The organism is Nocardia sp. NPDC056952 (assembly GCF_042674185.1).
GTDB lineage: Bacteria > Actinomycetota > Actinomycetes > Mycobacteriales > Mycobacteriaceae > Nocardia.
This window is the reverse complement of sequence record NZ_JBHURA010000003.1, coordinates 387,685-404,802: the sequence shown is the minus strand read 5'-3', so window position 1 is coordinate 404,802 and position 17,118 is coordinate 387,685. Positions and strand designations below refer to the sequence as shown.

Sequence of the window (17,118 nt, the reverse complement as noted above, 5' to 3'; positions counted from 1 at the left end):
GATTACGTACAGCGCAAGTCGCCGTCGCCGAATCCGCAGACACGTTGCGCGAGAGGCCGCGCCGAGCCTGCACCGAACCGGCGGTAGCGCTGGAGCGGATCGACGCCTCGGCTGAACGCGCCTATCAACGTCCGGCTCAACCGTGCCCGCGCCGCCGAAGACGGCGAACCACAGCAGGCTCACCACTGGCACCAGTCTTTCCCACTGTCCGACGTCCGCAACCGCATCCGCGGCAGCGTCGGCCGGAAACGCCGAGAAGCGTGTCAGATCGCTTGACGCCTCAGTGGTAGTCCACTGAGGAACTGGTTCATCCTTCGAGCTTTTGACTCGGCTGATCCAGTTGTTGTTCGCGCTTTCGCTGCTCGCTCTTCAAGAGTTCGACACGTTCAGCGAATTCAGCTAGAGCTGTCTCCGGCTCCTGAATGTGCTTGTACTGCGCTACGCCCAGTTGTAAGCTGCTGAGCTCCCCCTCAATAGAGTCAGCTGTCTGCTGGAGGTAGAATCCCCTTTCTCGAAATTTGAAATATCCAGTGAATCCAGAAGCGAGACCGACCGAAAAGGTTACGCAAACAAGGATCGTCTTTTGTATACCTACGAGGCCGCCTACCTCTACGACCTCGCCCGCTCCGCGCGCAGACCCTCGCGCACCCGAGCACGGACCAAGCCCGCCGCCCTCGCCCAGCCCGTGCAGCTACTCATCGACTCCATGGACGCCACACCGGTCATCGTCCACAACCGGTGCCTGGACGTGCTGGCCGCCAATCCGCTCGGGCGCAGTAGAGGATGTGGCGGCAGTGCTGGCGCGGTCAACCCCGAGCATCGGGCCAGCAAACCCGGTCGGACCTGGTGAAGTGCACTCGGATTCGGTTGTGCACACGCACTAATGTTGGCATTCACTGCTGGGATCGTGCCGAAGACTCCGCGCTGTGTCATGCGATGTTCTTGTTCGAGGTGCCGGGAGGCTTTCGACACTTCATGGCAATGACGCTGGAGGATCAATGGGTAAGACATGGTTGCGACACTGGACTGTCGCGACGCTATCTGCGGCAACTGTGCTGGTCAGTGCCGGTACTGCGGTGGGTGATCCCGCCGATATCGCATTCCCTCCAGACCAGAACCAACTGCCGCAACTACCGTCCGAACCGCAGATCTACGATCTGCTCCCGATTCCAACGCCCTCGGAAGACCCCTGGTACAACGACCCGGACGACCTTGCGTCCTACGCGCCCGGTCAGATCGTGCGCACCCGGGAGGTCCAGACTCGCCTGGCCGGCATCCCGTTCCCGGTTTACACCAAGCAACTGCTGTTTCGGTCCAACGATGTCCATGACAATCCCATCGTGACAGCCACGACCGTCATCATCCCGGGTATTCCGTGGCAGGGCAGTACACGGCCGGTGCTGTCGTTCCAGGAGGCCATCGACTCCACCAATTCCTCCTGCAATCCGTCCTACACGTTGCAGGTCGGCACGATGAAGGAATCCGCGCTCGCGATCTACTGGCTGATGCAAGGCTTCGCCCTCAACATCCCCGACTTCGACGGGAAGTTCAACACGTTCAACACCTTCGCCGAGGGCAAGATGGTCCTGGACAGCCTGCGCGCGGTGAAGAACGATGCGGGACTGGGTCTCGCTGATGCCGGCATCGCACTGTACGGGTACTCCGGCGGCGGCTCGGGATCGATTCGCGCAGCCGAACTGCGCGCCACCTACGCACCTGATGTGCGGCTGCTGGGTACGGCAGTGGGCGCCACCCCTGGCAGCCTCACAGGAATCGCGCGATACGCGGTGCAGCCGCAGACCGGACTCGCAGGGATCGGGAACTTCACCATGTGGCTCGGGCTCGTAGCCTTCGCGCGGGAATACCCGGATGTATTCCGGCCGGAGGAGTTGCTCACCGAGGAAGGCCAGCACCTACTCCGCGATTTCCAGTCTCGCTGCGTCATCACCCTCGCACCGTCAGGGATATACCGCCCACTCAGTGCGTACTTCAAACCGGGCAAATCACTGGAAACTGAACCCGCAATCATGCAAGTGCTGGAAGACAACAGTCTCGGCAAACACATACCGGACACCCCGATCCTGTGGTGGCACGGTATCTGGGACGAGGTCGTGCCGCCGTCGACAGTGCTGCCGACAGTGAACAAGTACTGGGACAGCGGTGCGGACCTGCGGTTCATCACCGTTCCCCTTCCTGAGCACGGGGTGAACGCTGTCACCGGCTGGATTCCGTCGGTAGCTTGGACCAGCGCGGTGTTGCGCGGCGTGCCTGCAGGCCCGACGTTCAATCTCGGGTTCCCCGCACCGCTGCCCGAAGGCTTCCCTGGCTCTTGAACCAATAGGTCGACGCGGGTATCGGCACCGTAGGAGGGCACATGACCCAGATGTATTCCCCCGAGCCCGGGCTCGCGCGCGACAAGCGGTGGCAGCAGGTCGTCGAGCGGACGCACGCCAAAGCGGCAGGCTTGGCAACCACCCTCAAGACCGATGATCTGCTGCCCCACTCCATGCTGGACGCGGACTTCGTACCCAGCGTCCAGCTCAACATTGCACTGTTCTTCCGGTCGCTCACCGTGGACCACGAGCTGTCGAGGCAAGACACTCTCCCGATCGTCGAGCGGGCGATGCGGCTGGTCCGTGACGGTATGTCCCTCGAGGAGATCCTGACCAACTACCGGGTCGGCACCGCATTCCTGTGGACTCAGTCCATCTCGGCCCTCGAACCGGACGAGTACCCGCTACTGCCCGAACTCGGGCTGCACCTGACCAACTACCTCAACCTGGTAGTCACACACATCGCCACCGCTCTCATCGAGGACAGCCGCCAGCCACGCTGGGACATCCTGGAACGCCAAGGCGAGATCGCCGCGGACCTGCTAGCCGGACGCGAGATCACCGGCTGGACAGGCGCACCCGAAATCCACATCGCGGAATCATTTCTCGTTGCCGCGGTACGGCTCGGCGAACCCGCACCCGGAACCCTCACCGCACTGCGTAACCGGCTCGGGCAGCTCCCGGGCACCTTCCTCTACCGCGACAACGGCGGCTGGATCGCGCTCGTCCCCCTGCGCCCGGTAGACGAAGGCGATCCGGCGGCTGCGCTGGCCAACCGAATCGGGTTGTCCAGCAAGACTGTTCAGCCCGAATGCTGGATCGGCGTAGCGACCGCCTTCACCCGGGCGGATATCCCCGCGGCCTATACCGAAGCGCACACCGTCGCCGAGACCGCCCGCGCCCTTGCCCGGCCCGAAACGATCTGCACCCGAAAGCACATGATGTTCGAATACTCCGTGGCGGCAGGCGGAGCCACCCTCACAGCCCTGGCCGCGCTGCTCGATCCGCTCGCCGAGCACCCTGCGCTGCTAGAGACACTCGATGCGTTCATAGACAGCGAGTTCAACCACAACGCCGCCGCCCAAGCACTGTTCATCCACCGCAACACCGTCACCTACCGGCTCTCCCGCATCACCGAACTGAGCGGCTACGACCCCCTGCTGCCCAGCGGAATTTCCACTCTCATGGCCGCGCGGGTCGCCCAGCGCATCGTCACCTACCCCGCTCACACCACGGATCCTCATCGGCGCCGCCCTGATTGATCCCGTGGTCTGAGTTTCGAAGTCCTCGCGGCATGACCGTATGTCCGAAGGTTCTCAGAGTGCTTGTGCGGCATAGATTCCCGCCGTTGCGATAGCCACCCCGCCCAGGGTGAAGCGCAGTCCTCGTTCGGGTAGTCGAGGTTGCAGGTGCGCGCCGAGATATCCGCCGACCAGGCCGCCGATCCCGCAGCTCAGTCCGATCGCCCAGGCCGGGGCGATGTCCGTGCCACCGGTCGCCACAGCGAGGCCGAGATAGGTGGCCGCGCCCGCGATCGAAGTCAGGAGCGTCGAGGTCAACGCCGCCGGTGCGACATCGGCCAAGGGAACACCCCGGCCGACCAGGATCGGGCTGAGCAACGATCCACCACCGATTCCATAGATCCCGCCGACGACACCGACTGCCAGCGCCGTGGCGGTGATGAATCGGGTGGACGGCCGCGGCCTGTCGTCCCCGGTCCGAGTGGCCGTACGCAAACATAGCCATACCCCGAGAGGCATGAGCAGTGCCGCCGCGATGAGCTTGAACACGCCCGCACTCGGGACCAGGAAGACTCGGATGATCGCGCCGACTACGACGCCGGGCAGGGTGCCTGCCAGCAGGATTCGAGTCAGCGGGCTGCGTAGCGGACCACGGCGGCTGTAGCGCCGCAATGCGCCCGGTATCGACACCACATTGAACAACAGATTCGTCGGAGTCACCGCCGGGCTGGGCACTCCCAACACGCTGATCTGTACCGGCAGCAGGAACACCGCACCCGACACCCCGACCGGTGCGGTGAGCGCCGCGACGACCAGCCCCGCCACGAACCCTGCCACCAGCACATTCACTCGCCGAACTATCCCAGCTCGCTACCGGGTCTGGATCCCTTAGCCTCCGGGTGCGTCGAATTCAGAGCACCGTGTGGGCCGAGTGAGGCAGGCACGATCATCGGCAGTTGAGTGCGTTCGCCGGCGCGGGTCGTGGCCGTCCGGGTCGCGCGGATCGCGGCATGAGCGGATGATCAGCAGTAGCGGGAGACGACCATGGAGCTCACAGCGGGCGGCGGGCAACACACTCCGGGCAGCGTTCCCACCAATCGGGAATGGGATGTGGCCACGGGAATCCGTGGGGTAGTACCCGCACGTCTGTGCCACATTCGGGTTGACCACTTCCTGCGGCCACCGCATGAGCGATAGGTGGTCCGTCGCTGACGATCTTGATGTTCGTGTAGTCCCCGGCCTTCATGGGTTGTGCGGGGTCAGCGGCGAATGCCCGCATATTCCCATGGAACCAGGTTTCGAATTCCATGATCGGATCGTAGTGGCGATGTGGCCGATGAAGTGGCCGATATACGGCAGATGCGGACGTTCGTGGTAGCGGGCCCAGCGGTATGAGAGTGCGTCGGGCCGCCAGCATTCGTGAGGTTTCGCGAAGAATGGAAGCTCCTCCGGAGGCGACCAATCCATGAGCGACGTTCCGCACGGTCGATGGACGGGCTGAGCGCGTCATGAAAGGCTGGACAGATGGACTGGCGGGCCGAGAGCCCCGAACTCTGGACGTTCCTGGGATCATTGCGGTGCGGCGAGATCCTTTCCGGCACCGTCACAGCGATTGAATCGTTCGGCGTGTTCGTGGCGCTCGACGATGGCCCCCCACATCCGCTCTACCCGGGCGTCGGGTTCATCACGTTCCCAGAATTGTCGTGGAGGCGTTTCGAGGCTGCATCCGACGTTGTTCAGGTCGGGCAGCGCGTTTCGGGTGAATTCCTGCAGTTCGATACCTGGAATGCCGAGGCCAGGCTATCTCTACGAGCGATGCGGCCCGACCCCTTCGTTGCCTTTGCCGAGCGCACCACCGTCGGCAGAGAACTACACGGGCACGTCACCCAGCTGGTGCCCTTCGGCGTCTTTGTCCGAGTGGCGGATGGGATCGAGGGGCTGATTCGTGGCCGAGACCTCACCCTGCCAGCGGACGAGGTCGTCCAGATCGGGGACGGTGTCACGGTCGTTGTCACCCATGTCGACCGAGAAAAACGTCAGCTGTTCCTCTCCCGCCAAACCGCCGGCCAGCTCTGACCTTTCGAGCTGGGTTACCGCAGTCGTCGCAAAGCTCGATCGGCGGCGTTGGCCCCGCACATGCCGTGTGCGCCGGGACCGGGTGGGGTCGCCGCCGAGCACAGGTAGTGGCCTGGGAGGCCGGTGTCGTAGGGCTGCAAGGTTTTTCGGGGGCCGAAGACCAGCTGTGGGATGTTCTTGGCGCCGGTCATGATGTTGCCGCCGACGTAGTTGGGGTTGTAGTCGGCGAATTCCGTGGTGGAGCGGGTGGTCCGGCCGACTACGCGGTCTCGGAAGCCTGGTGCGAAGCGTTCGATCTGGGCGATGATCGCTTCGGTGGCGTCGCCGGTGTAGCCGTTGGGGACGTGCGCGTAGGTCCAGACGGGGTGAACCGATCCTGCGGATCGCTGAGGGTCGGCGAGGTATTGCTGGCCGACCAGGACGAAGGGGCGCTGGGGCATTCGGCCGACGTGGATGTCACGTTCGCCCGCGGCGATTTCGGCGAAGGAGCCGCCCAGGTGCACTGTGCCGGCGCGACGGGCGGCCTCGGTGGTCCACGGGATGCCGCCGTCGACGGCGAAGTCGACCTTGAAAGCGCCGGGGCCGTAGCGGAACCGGTTGTAGGCGCGTGCAATTCGAGTGGGGAGTCGGTCGGCGAGGATCTCCGCGACCGCGGTCGGGGCGAGGTCCCAGATGGTGATGTCGGATGGCGGCAGGTCGGCCACCGAGCGCACGCGGACGCCGGTCTCGACCTTTCCGCCGTGGTCGGCCAGTACCGCGACCATGCTGTCGGCGATCTGCTGGGATCCGCCGACCGCGACCGCCCAGCCGTACCGGTGTCCCGCCGTCAGGATGCCGAGCCCGACGCTGGCGCTCAACGGGCGTTCGAGGGGCTGGAAGGCGTGTGCGGCGACGCCGCCGAACAGTGCCCGTCCCGCTTCGGTGCGAAAAGCTCGTGCGAGCAGCGTGGCGGGCGCGGTCGCCGGGATGCCGAAGCGTGCCAGGCGGATCGGATGGCGAGGAATGCGCAGCAGTGGTCGCATGATGTCGGCGTCGAATATGTCGTAGCCGGCGACCGGGCGTTCGAACAGCGTGCGCCACAGCCGTTCGTCGGCGCCGAGGCCCGCGGCGGTCTCGGTGACCGAGCGGTGCAGCACACCGGCGGTGCCGTCGTCGAGAGGGTGGACGCAGTCGAGTTCCGACCACGCCCACCGCAATCCGTACCGCTCCAGGTCGATGCGCCGCAGGAACGGCGAGCCCACGGCCATCGGGTGGATGGCCGAGCAGTGGTCGTGCAGCAGACCGGGCAGGATCGCCTCGCTCGAGCGGGTGCCGCCGCCGATCGTGTCGGCCGCTTCGAGGACCGTCACCTCCACACCCGCGCGGGCCAGGGTGATGGCCGCGGCCAGCCCGTTGGGGCCGCTGCCGACCACTGTCGCCGTTGTCATCGACGTGCCTTTCTCTTGTTCGGGATATCGTCCGGTGCTCGGCTATTCGGCCGGAGCCACCACGCCCTGCTGCGGTGCGGCGACCGCGCCGGTGACGTCTTCACGCCGCCAGGTCACGGTGTGGTCGATGGGACCGTCCGGCAGCCACGGCAGCGCCTCGACCGCGTCGGCCACCTCCCATGTTCCGCGTTCGATGACGCCCAGCGCCGCGTCGACCACCATGTATTGCTGCGTGCTCTTGTGCACCGGCTGCGACTCCACCCACACCACGATCCATTCTCCCGGAGCGAAGCCGACCCGTGCCTGCACCGCGTCGATCAGGTCGAGATTGTGCAGGTGACCGTCGCCGAAGTTGAAGCCGATCAGCGAGTTGCAGGCGAACTCGGCTTCGCGCACGGTCCAGCGATCGATGTCGGGAAGGTGCTTGTACAGCAGGGAGAACAGGCCGCGGCCCTGACTGTGCATGGAACGCCAGGCGATGGTCTGCTGCATGGTGATCTCGGCGACCGCGGGCGGGTAGCCCATGGCCAGCAGCTGGTCGACCTGGTTGTCGGCGGGACGGTGCGCGATGGTGTTGAGCTTCGCCTCGGCCCCCGGTGCGAAGGCCCACAGCGCCGAGGCCCAGTTGCCGGCGTACTGACGCATGGACGGCAGGAACGACACCAGGTCGGGGCGCAGGTTACCCAGCACGGGGAAGAAGGCGAGCCCTGCCGCGATCGCCACCGTCAACCATGGCGACGACATGTCGAAGACGCCGTACCCGTCCGAATTCGGGAAGCCGAGGAACAGGAACACGGTGAGGTAGGCGAACAGGATGTTCCACTCCAGCGGCACGGCCAGCGGGAAGGTGGAGGTGATGAACAGGTGGAAGATGACCATCATCGCGACCCCGGCCAGGGTCAGCCAGTGGTTCGTCGAGAACAGCAGCACGATCGGGGTGAGCACCTCCACGGCGGTACCACCGACATGCGCCATGAACGAGGCCACCCGCGACGGGCGGATATCGTGCGGAAAGTCGCGGTAGTGGGCGCGTTTGATCGACCGGAACGGCATCGACGGGCTGTTGGACACCATCGGGGGCACCACATTGGTGAAGTGCTTGCCGAACTTCGAGACGCCCGCACCGACCCACACGATCACGATCAGCAGCTTGGCCGCGATGATCATGTCGGTGAACGGCAGCACCGCGAAGAACAGCAGCGCGGGCAGATACTGCTCGCCGCGAGCCGCCAGGAAGATCGTCTTGTCGCGCAGCCCGCACAGGATGAAGAGCACGATCGGCGCGATCAGCAGCACGGGCCGAACCAGCCCGGAGGTGTTGTCCGGCAGCGCTTCCAGCAGTGCGACGGTGGTCCGGCCCGGTGCGACCAGGGCGATCACCAGCGAGGCGAGAAAGCCCAGGTACAAGACCACGTCGAGGGCGGTACGCGAGTCACCGTTGGTGAACGGCACCCGATACCAGGGCCGCAATCGGATACTCCCCCGTCGGGCGAAGTACAGGATGCCGCCGGTCATCGGCTTGAACTTGCCTGCCAGCGGCCCCCAGGAGCCCGCGACGCCGACGGCTTCGAGCAGCACCGTCCACAGGACCAGCTTCTGGTAGACCACCGGCTGGTTCCACCACTGCGCCACATCCCAGAACGGTCCGGTGCCCGAGGTGGCCGTCGCGATCGCGAGGCCGCCGATGATGTAGAGCACGAGCACTTTCACGAGGTACACGGTGTGGATCATCTTCGGCGTACCGAATCCGTATTCCGCCCAGTGCAATGCCAGCGTCCGCATACGTTCGCGCAGCGGCAGATCCAAGAATGTCTCGGTGTCCACCGGGGGGAAATCTCCCGTCTTGAATCCCATGGCTCGATCCCTTTCTTCCGGCTTCCGGGCGCGAGTGATCGCGACCGAAAGACTGTCTTTCGTTCGAAGTGAATTGGGGTGCTGAACAGTTCAGGTGCGCGCGGCCAGAAGCCGCAGCTGCTTCTTGTCGATCTTGCCGACCGGATTGCGTGGCATCTCCGCGGTCAACACGATCGCGGCGGGAACCTTGAATGCCGCGAGTTCCGCGCGGCAGTGCTCGATCAGCTCTTCGACGGTGACCGTGGCCTGCGGTGCGGCGACCACATGGGCGACCGGTACCTCGCCCAGCACGGCGTCGGGCACACCGACGACCGCGGCTTCGTGGACGGCGGGGTGGCGGTAGAGCGCGTTCTCGATTTCCTTGGGGTACAGGTTCTCCCCCGCCCGGATGATCATGTCCTTGATCCGGTCGACCAGCACCAGGTAGCCGTCGGCGTCGAAATAGCCGACATCGCCGGTGTGCAACCAACCGTCCACGACAGTCTTCGCCGTCTCCGTCAGCCTGCCGAGATAGCCGCGCATCACGTTCGCTCCGCGAATGACGACTTCGCCGGGTTCACCGGGCGCCGACAACGCGCCGTCGATATCCATGATCGCCACGGTCTGACCGGGCAGCGGAATCCCGACAGTTCCCGGCTTGCGTTGGCCCGCTACGGGATTGAGAGTCGACGCACAGGTTCCCTCGGACAGACCGTAACCCTCGACAATCGGCACACCGAATCGCTGCTCGAACCGGGCGATGAGCTCGCCGGGCATCGGCGCGGCACCGCAGATCGCCAAGCGCAACGAGGAATTGTCGGGACGAGGACCGTCGGGCTGGGCCACCAGCATCGCGTAGATCGCGGGCACCGCCGAGAAATACGTGGGTCGGACCCGCTCGACCGTGTCGAAAAAGCCTGAGGCGGAGAACTTTCCGGCGATAGTGGTGCGTCCACCCGCCAGCAACGGCGACAGCACACTGACCACGATGCCGTTGACGTGGAACAGCGGCAGGATCAGCAGGCTGTGGTCCGTCTCGTTCAGGCCGAGCGAGTCGATGATCATCGAGCACATGGCGGCGAGGTTCTCGTGACCGAGCAGCACACCCTTGGGCCTGCCCGTGGTGCCGCTGGTGTAGATGATCAGGGCGAGATCGTCGGAGGACGTGGTCGCCGCGACGGGGCCGGCGTGCTCGGCCAGTTCCGCGATGTCGAGAGTGATTGCGGGCCTACCGGGTTCACCGATGACGACGGCGGCGCCGGAGTCTTCGACCTGGTATCGGATGTCGTCGTCGGTGAGCCCGGGGTTCACGGGAGTGACCGCGGCGCCGAGTCGCCAGGCCGCGAACAGGGCCACCACGAGGTCTACCCGGTTGGGCAGCACCACCGCGACGACGTCGTCGGGCCGCACGCCCTCTCGATGCAGGACCGAGGCGGCGGCGTCGACCCGAGCGTGGAACTGCGCGTTGGACAGGGTGACGGTGTCGTCGGCGATGCAGTGTCCGTGCGGGTCGGCAGCGGCTCTGACCTCGGGCAATTCGGCGATGTGTCGCATGATTCCTCACCAGTGGCGAATGTGATCTGGGTTACATCACTCACGGTAGGGCGCGGATGAGGTGCCGACTACGGGCCAGCAGCCCAGCATTGGCCCGACGTGTTGTGCCACGAGCACAAACCGCGCCACACACGCGAGCGTCGGGGGTACTGTCTGCGGCCATGGCCCACGACAACGATCCACTGGTGCGTGCGGTGGCGGGCCGGATCAAAGCCGACCTGGACCACCTGTCACCGCGGATGACCACAATGTTCACCGAGGTCATCCCGGAATTCCGGCACGACGACGAAGTGCGCAGGCTGATGGTGGCCAGCACCGAGTCCAACCTGTCCGCGATCCTGGACATGCTCACCCTGGCCATCGGCCTCGACGACATCACCGTGCCACCCGCCGCCGCCGAATACGCCCGCCGCTTCGCCCAGCACGACCTGTCGCTCGAGGCACTGCTGCGCGCCTACCGGCTCGGCGAGAACATGTTCGTCCAGTGGACGATGACGCTGCTGGCCGAACTGAACCCGCCCACCGACGTCGCGATGGCCACCGCGGCCCGCATCGCCTACCTGGTCAACAGCTATATCGACCAGGTGATCGAGGGCTTGATCGATATCTACGAGAGCGAGCGCCGCCGCTGGGACGCGCGCACCGACGCCGCCCGCGCCGCGCAGGTGCGCGCCGTCGTCGACGCCGATGACCTGGATGTGGGCTCGGCCGAGCAGATGCTGTCGGCCTCCCTGCGCGGCTGGCACCAGTTCGCGACGCTGTGGACACCACCCGGAACCCGCGACCCTCGCGCGTCCCTGCGCGCGGGCACCGCCCTGCTGGCCACCGCCACCGGCAAGACGCCGATGACCGTGGAAGTCGACGATCACAACCGGTGGGTGTGGATCTCGTCGGTGGCCCGGCCCGTGCTCGACACCGAACAGCTCGCCCACGATCTGCGCGCCCATCCGAATCTGTCCATCACCCTGGGCGATCCGGCCACCGGCCTCGAAGGATTCCGCCAGACCTTCCGTGACGCACAGCAAGCCCGCGCAGTCGCACTGACCAGGCGAGAGCACGGACTCACCGTCCATGCCGATGTGGCGTTGACCGCCCTGTTCGCCGACCGGGTGCCCGAGATGAGGGTGTGGGCCGAGCGCGTGCTCGGCGCACTGCTGGGCACCGACGAGACAGCAGCACGGCTACGCGAGACCGTCCGCGCGTTCCTCGACGCCCGTGGCAGCTACACCGACGCCGCCGCCCGGCTCCACGTCCACAAGAACACCGTCCACTACCGGGTGCGCAAAGCCGAAGAGCTGCTCGGACATCCGCTCGGCGAGCGCAGGCTCGATATCGAAGTGGCCTTGCTGACCTGCGTCCAACTGGGCATACCCGAGGCTCCTCGCGAGCCACGGCGAAACCGTCGCAGGTCAGCCGAGACGGCAACGGACGACGCGACCTGACGACCAGTTGTTCACCGAGACCTTCGATTTCGGCAAGGCCGTCGACTACTGCGCCGGTGAGAACAGCCCGCGCAGTTGCCCTGACCTGGCGGCGCCGGGAACGGACTACACGTCGAGTTGACTGATCCAGGCGAGGTAGGCCGAGGTCTGTGCCCGGAGATCGTCGACCGGCCAGCCATCGGGCTGCAACGCTGCCGGAAGCGCGGGGTCGGAGGTGAGCAGATCGAGCGCGGCGCTCACGACCGCGAATCTTGCTGCCGGGTCGGGGTTTTCGATGTCGTCGAGCAGGGCGCGCCCGCGTGCCGACCAATCGGTCAGAGACCACAGCGCGGCGGTTAGTTCGACCGGGTTCTCGACCGGCCGGAGGCGGAACTGGAGTGTGGTGGCGGCCAGGTCCACGGGCAGCTCGCGGACGAGGTTGGCCGGCCGCAGCCAGACTCCCTCGCGAAGTTCGGCCAGGCGAAGCGAGAGCAGCCTGGCGCGCAGGGCCGCGCGCTCGGACGAAGGCCGTCCGGCGGCCGTGATGACGACCTGCTCCCAGTCGCCGTCCCAGGGTCGAGCGGGCGGGGCGGCGAGTTCGGCCCGACGTGCACGCAGGGCGGGGTCGAGCGTGTAAGCGCGCTGTTCGCGGATCAGTTCGCCCGCGGCGACCATCCGCGACACCGCGACACGCACCGTTGCCTCCGGATATCCGACAGCGGTCGTGGCAGCGCAGATTTCGCTCGAGGTGGTCGTCGGTGACTCGGCCGCTATCAGAATCCGGATAATCGCCGAACGGGCCGACACCGGACGGACCCGTGCGTCGAAGCCGGTAGGAGCGGATTTCACGAGCCCGAGTCTACATATTTCACTATTGCCGCGACTGTCAGAGAACTGTAACGTCACACGGTATGACCACCCCCACATCCACGACCTCGTCCTTCCCGCTGGCCGGGCGCACCATGATCATGTCGGGCGGCAGCCGCGGCATCGGGCTCGCGATCGCCGTCGCCGCCGCCCGTGAAGGCGCCAACATCGTGCTGCTCGCCAAGACCGATACGCCGGACCCCCGGCTGCCGGGCACCGTCCATACCGCCGCCGCCGAGATCGAAGCCGCAGGTGGACGGGCGCTCGCCGTGGTGGGCGATGTGCGCGACGAAACCTCGGTCGCCGACGCGGTGGCCCGCGCGGTCGAACGTTTCGGCGGCATCGACTACTGCGTGAACAACGCCTCGGCGATCGCCCTCGCCCCCACCGAGGAACTGCCGATCAAGCGATTCGACCTGATGCAGCAGATCCAGCTGCGCGGCACCTATCTGCTCTCGAGCGCCTGCCTGCCGCACCTGCGCCGCAGCGACAACGCCCACATCCTGAGCCTGTCGCCGCCGCTGAATCTCGCACCCGAATGGCTCGGCGCCTATCCCGCCTACATGCTCGCCAAGTACGGGATGTCACTGCTCACGCTGGGCTGGGCCGCCGAGTACGCCGAACACGGCATCGCCGGCAACTGCTTGTGGCCCGAGACCCTGATCGCCACCGCCGCGGTGCAGAACCTCCTCGGCGGCGACGACGCGATCGCCAAAGCCCGCACCCCGCAGATCATGGCCGATGCCGCCGTGGCGCTTTTGCGCAAGGACGCGCGATCGGTCACCGGAAACACGTTCCTCGACGTCGACGTGCTGCGTGCCGAAGGCGTCACCGATTTCTCGCCGTACGGAGGTGCCGACGGGCTGGAATACGACATCTTCGTCGACCCCCCGAACAAGCGCGGCTGAGCCGCCTACCCGCAGCGCGAGCGCAGACGCTTCCGTCGCCGCCCGAAACGCGCCTGACGTCGTCGAACACAGCCGGCTCCGGGACTATCCTCGGTAGAGGGCGGGCGCACCAGCGCACCGCCACGAGGCCGCACCGAATCGAGCCTGAATGGCCGACAACATGCCGACGCAGCGCAGCTCGGCGACAGGGATCGCCGCGGAATTGACCGCCGAGGGCTTCGAGGACGCCGAGGAGATCGGGCGCGGCGGATTCGGCGTGGTCTACCGCTGCGCTCAGCCCGATCTGGACCGTGTCGTCGCGGTGAAGGTACTGACCGCCGAGCTCGACCCCGACGGACTGCAACGCTTCGTGCGCGAACAGCAGGCGATGGGCCGCCTGTCCGGACACCCACATATCGTCGCGGTCTTCCAAGCAGGCACCACCCACGGCGGGCACCCCTACCTGGTGATGCCTTATCACGCGCGTGGCTCGTTGGAACAACGCATCCACGCCGTCGGCCCGCTGGATTGGGCGGCAACGCTGCGCTTGGGCGTGAAGATGGCGGGCGCGCTCGAGACCGCGCACCGGGCCGGCATCCTGCATCGTGACGTGAAACCGTCCAACATCCTGCTCAGCGACTACAACGAGCCCGAACTCACCGATTTCGGGATCGCCCGGATCCAAGGCGGATTCCATACGACCACCGGGATCGTCACCGGCTCCCCCGCTTTCGCCGCGCCGGAAGTCCTGCGCGGCGCGCAAGCCACGGCCGCCGCCGACGTGTACGGCCTGGGCGCAACCCTGTTCTGCGCCCTCACCGGCCATGTCGCCTACGAGCGGCGCGTCGGCGAGCAGGTGTTGTCGCAGTTCCTGCGGGTCTCCGCGCAGCCGGGGCCCGGTCTCACAGACCACGATGTGCCCGACGAGGTCAGAGCCGTCATCGAGCACGCGATGGCAACCGATCCCGCCGACCGTCCGGACAGCGCCGCCGCCCTCGGTGCGGAACTGGTTGCGGCCCAGCGCAGTACCGGCAGCCCGGTCGATGTCCTGCGGGTCCCCGATACCCAGCGACCGGTCGCGGTGCCGATCGCCCCGGGGTCACGGGCCCGCGAACGCACCACCGCACCACCCACACCCGCGACGAAGTATCGCCCGCCGACCCCGGCGCGCGCGACCCTCGCCAGAAAGCGCCTGCTCGAGCACCTGCGCACTACCGAAGGCACCCGGCTCACCGCCATCCACGCGCCCAGTGGATTCGGCAAGACGACCGTGGCTGCCCAGTGGCACGACGAGCTGGTCGAGCACGGCGCCGCGGTGGCGTGGCTGACCGTCGACGAGGACGACAACAATGTCGCCTGGTTCCTCACCCACCTCGCCGAGGCGATCAGACCCACGGTTCCCGCTCTCTCCGACGACCTCGACCGGCTACTGGAAGCCGACCCCGAAGACCCGACCCGCGCCGTGCTCACCGCACTCGTCGACGGCTTACACGCCGACGACCGGCGGGTGACACTGGTACTCGACGACTGGCAACGGGTCACCGCCTCCGCCTCGGTAGCCGCGGTCCGGTTCCTGATCGAGCACGGCTGTCACCATCTGCCCCTCGTCGTCACGAGCACCGAGCGACTCGACCTGCCGTTGAGCAGGCTGCGCATCCACGGCGAACTCGCCGAAATCGACGCCACCACACTACGTTTCAACGCCGATGAGGTACACGCGTTCCTCGCCGAAGCCGGCGGTGTACACCTGAGCACCGACGAGGTGTCCGCGCTGGCCCGCGCCACCGACGGCTGGGTCGCGGCGCTGCAGCTGACGGTTCTGTCGCTACGCGCGGGCGAAGACCCGGCGCATCTGCTCGACAGCCTCGCCGCGCACCCCGACATCGGCGCGTTCCTGGCTGAGAACGTTCTCGGCGCACTGGATCCGGACACCCTCGAATTTCTCATGACGACCTCGATCTGCGAGCGGATCTGCGGCGGACTGGCCACCGCACTGACCGGTCGCGCCGACGCCGCTGCCCTGCTCGCCGACATCGCCGACCGCGGCTTGTTCCTGCTTCCCACCGGTCCCGCCCACGACTGGTACCGCTACCACCAGTTGTTCGCCGGATACCTGTGCCGCAGACTGGCCCAGGACCGCCCGACCGAGATCACCGGGCTGCGGCTGCGGGCCGCCGACTGGTTCGCCCACCATCACCTGCTCAACGACGCGGTCGAACACGCACTCGCCGCCCACGACCCCGAACGGGCGGCGGATCTGGTCGAGCAGAGTGCGGGCTACCTGCTGGAGCGGTCGAGAATGGTGATGCTGCAAGGCATTCTGGTGAAGCTACCCAGCTGGGTATGCCGGACCAGACCCCGTATCCAGCTGTTCGACGTCTGGATCAATCTGGTGCTGCGTAGACCCGCGGCCACCGCGTCCTCCCTCACCCGCTTCGAGACCGCGCTGGCCGCGGCTCCACCCACCGAACCCGAACGCACCGATCTGCGCGCGGAAGCCGATGTCGCGATCAGTGTCCGAGAGATGTTCGCCGACCGGATATCGGAGCTGGACGGCCTGATCGGTGACGCGCTGGCCCGACCCGACGACTTCTCCCCGCGCATTCCCGGGGTGGCGGCCAATATCGCCACCTTCGCGGCGATCCAGCGCTTCGACTTCGACGAGGCGCGCCGATGGCAGCTCTGGGCGGCGCCGTACCACGAGGCGACCGGCCCGTTCCTGTCGGTGTACGGGCGGTGTTTCGCGGGTGTGGCTGCCCGCGAACAGCTCGACATACCCGGCGCGGAGGACCTGTTCACGACCGCGCTCGATACCGCACGCACGACCATGGGCGCCGGCGCCCACGCAACTCGCCTCGCCTGCGCGCAGCTCGGCGAATTGTCCTATGAGACAGGCGATCTCGAGACCGCAGCCGATCTACTCGAGCAGAGCAGGGAACTGTCCGCCGAGGGCGGTGGCGGCGTGGACTTCATGCTGGCCACCTACGCGACCGGGGCGCGGGTACGCGCACTGCGCGGCGACCGCGACGGCGCCCTGGAACTCCTCGACGAGGGCATGTCCCTCGCCGAACGCCTGGACCTACCACGCCTGGCCGCCCGAATTCGCAACGAAAGGGTGCGTCTGGGTGTCGAACTCGACCCCACCGTGTCAGCCGCGGTGATGAGCGCGCGCACGATTCGACGCGACGAGGGAATCGCCACGGCCATCGATGAATCCGATGAGGACTCCGCGATCCGGTTGTTGCTGACGACGGATCGGCTCAGGGAGGCGATCGAGCGCGCCGAGAACTTGGTCGCCGGGATAGACACGCGGCGCAGGCCGCTGGCCGCATTGCGCGCCGGGTTCCTGCTCGGCAGCGCCCTGCGCCGGGCCGACCGCGAGGCCGAGGCCGACCGGATCCTCACACCACTGATCCGGCGATGCGATCGCCTCGGCCTGGTCCGCCTGCCCGCCGACGAGATGGCGACCTAGAGGGTTC

At 66.7% G+C, this 17,118-nt stretch carries 12 protein-coding genes; 7 read left to right on the top strand and 5 right to left on the bottom strand.

From position 1 onward, the window contains the following. The first annotated feature begins 583 nt into the window (after nt 1-583). From ACFTS5_RS13465 to ACFTS5_RS13455, 3 genes are all read left to right on the top strand, one after another. Nucleotides 584-850, top strand: coding sequence for a hypothetical protein (locus ACFTS5_RS13465; protein WP_378630680.1), 267 nt, complete (start codon nt 584-586; stop codon nt 848-850). A 148-nt stretch (nt 851-998) separates the two neighbouring features. Beyond that, nucleotides 999-2,333, top strand: coding sequence for a lipase family protein (locus ACFTS5_RS13460; protein ID WP_378631440.1), 1,335 nt, complete (start codon nt 999-1,001; stop codon nt 2,331-2,333). Nucleotides 2,334-2,374: 41 nt separating this feature from the next. Then, nucleotides 2,375-3,595, top strand: coding sequence for a PucR family transcriptional regulator (locus ACFTS5_RS13455; protein WP_378630679.1), 1,221 nt, complete (start codon nt 2,375-2,377; stop codon nt 3,593-3,595). A gap of 54 nt (nt 3,596-3,649) precedes the next feature. Here the strand turns inward: ACFTS5_RS13455 and ACFTS5_RS13450 are convergent, their stop codons facing one another. Then, complete coding sequence (locus tag ACFTS5_RS13450) at nt 3,650-4,423, bottom strand: sulfite exporter TauE/SafE family protein (RefSeq protein ID WP_378630677.1); 774 nt, start codon at nt 4,421-4,423, stop codon at nt 3,650-3,652. Between the two features lie 675 nt (nt 4,424-5,098). Between ACFTS5_RS13450 and ACFTS5_RS13445 the strand changes: the two genes are divergently transcribed. Beyond that, complete coding sequence (locus ACFTS5_RS13445) at nt 5,099-5,650, top strand: S1 RNA-binding domain-containing protein (protein WP_378630676.1); 552 nt, start codon at nt 5,099-5,101, stop codon at nt 5,648-5,650. 14 nt (nt 5,651-5,664) lie between these two features. On the opposite strand, the gene ACFTS5_RS13440 is transcribed toward ACFTS5_RS13445, so the two are convergent. From ACFTS5_RS13440 to ACFTS5_RS13430, 3 genes are all read right to left on the bottom strand, one after another. After that, nucleotides 5,665-7,077: a phytoene desaturase family protein gene (locus tag ACFTS5_RS13440; protein ID WP_378630675.1), complete on the bottom strand. Its 1,413-nt coding sequence runs from the start codon at nt 7,075-7,077 to the stop codon at nt 5,665-5,667. Between the two features lie 42 nt (nt 7,078-7,119). Then, nucleotides 7,120-8,931, bottom strand: coding sequence for a DUF3556 domain-containing protein (locus tag ACFTS5_RS13435; protein WP_378630673.1), 1,812 nt, complete (start codon nt 8,929-8,931; stop codon nt 7,120-7,122). Between the two features lie 90 nt (nt 8,932-9,021). Next, nucleotides 9,022-10,464 (bottom strand): class I adenylate-forming enzyme family protein, encoded by a 1,443-nt coding sequence (locus ACFTS5_RS13430; RefSeq protein ID WP_378630672.1) that lies wholly within the window; start codon nt 10,462-10,464, stop codon nt 9,022-9,024. A 161-nt stretch (nt 10,465-10,625) separates the two neighbouring features. Between ACFTS5_RS13430 and ACFTS5_RS13425 the strand changes: the two genes are divergently transcribed. Further along, complete coding sequence (locus tag ACFTS5_RS13425) at nt 10,626-11,906, top strand: helix-turn-helix domain-containing protein (RefSeq protein ID WP_378630670.1); 1,281 nt, start codon at nt 10,626-10,628, stop codon at nt 11,904-11,906. A 105-nt stretch (nt 11,907-12,011) separates the two neighbouring features. Here ACFTS5_RS13425 and ACFTS5_RS13420 read toward each other — a convergent pair whose 3' ends face one another. Beyond that, nucleotides 12,012-12,734 (bottom strand): PaaX domain-containing protein, C- domain protein, encoded by a 723-nt coding sequence (locus tag ACFTS5_RS13420; protein ID WP_378630669.1) that lies wholly within the window; start codon nt 12,732-12,734, stop codon nt 12,012-12,014. Nucleotides 12,735-12,796: 62 nt separating this feature from the next. Between ACFTS5_RS13420 and ACFTS5_RS13415 the strand changes: the two genes are divergently transcribed. After that, nucleotides 12,797-13,660 (top strand): SDR family oxidoreductase, encoded by an 864-nt coding sequence (locus ACFTS5_RS13415; RefSeq protein WP_378630667.1) that lies wholly within the window; start codon nt 12,797-12,799, stop codon nt 13,658-13,660. A gap of 148 nt (nt 13,661-13,808) precedes the next feature. Next, nucleotides 13,809-17,111, top strand: coding sequence for a protein kinase (locus tag ACFTS5_RS13410; protein ID WP_378630666.1), 3,303 nt, complete (start codon nt 13,809-13,811; stop codon nt 17,109-17,111). Nucleotides 17,112-17,118 lie beyond the last annotated feature (7 nt).

Bases quoted from the DNA above. Each gene is read 5' to 3' on its own strand.
- ACFTS5_RS13460 (WP_378631440.1), top strand. From the start codon at position 999: ATGGGTAAGACATGGTTGCGACACTGGACTGTCGCGACGCTATCTGCG.
- ACFTS5_RS13455 (WP_378630679.1), top strand. From the start codon at position 2,375: ATGACCCAGATGTATTCCCCCGAGCCCGGGCTCGCGCGCGACAAGCGG.
- ACFTS5_RS13445 (WP_378630676.1), top strand. From the start codon at position 5,099: ATGGACTGGCGGGCCGAGAGCCCCGAACTCTGGACGTTCCTGGGATCA.
- ACFTS5_RS13440 (WP_378630675.1), bottom strand. From the start codon at position 7,077: ATGACAACGGCGACAGTGGTCGGCAGCGGCCCCAACGGGCTGGCCGCG.
- ACFTS5_RS13435 (WP_378630673.1), bottom strand. From the start codon at position 8,931: ATGGGATTCAAGACGGGAGATTTCCCCCCGGTGGACACCGAGACATTC.
- ACFTS5_RS13430 (WP_378630672.1), bottom strand. From the start codon at position 10,464: ATGCGACACATCGCCGAATTGCCCGAGGTCAGAGCCGCTGCCGACCCG.
- ACFTS5_RS13425 (WP_378630670.1), top strand. From the start codon at position 10,626: ATGGCCCACGACAACGATCCACTGGTGCGTGCGGTGGCGGGCCGGATC.
- ACFTS5_RS13415 (WP_378630667.1), top strand. From the start codon at position 12,797: ATGACCACCCCCACATCCACGACCTCGTCCTTCCCGCTGGCCGGGCGC.
- ACFTS5_RS13410 (WP_378630666.1), top strand. From the start codon at position 13,809: ATGGCCGACAACATGCCGACGCAGCGCAGCTCGGCGACAGGGATCGCC.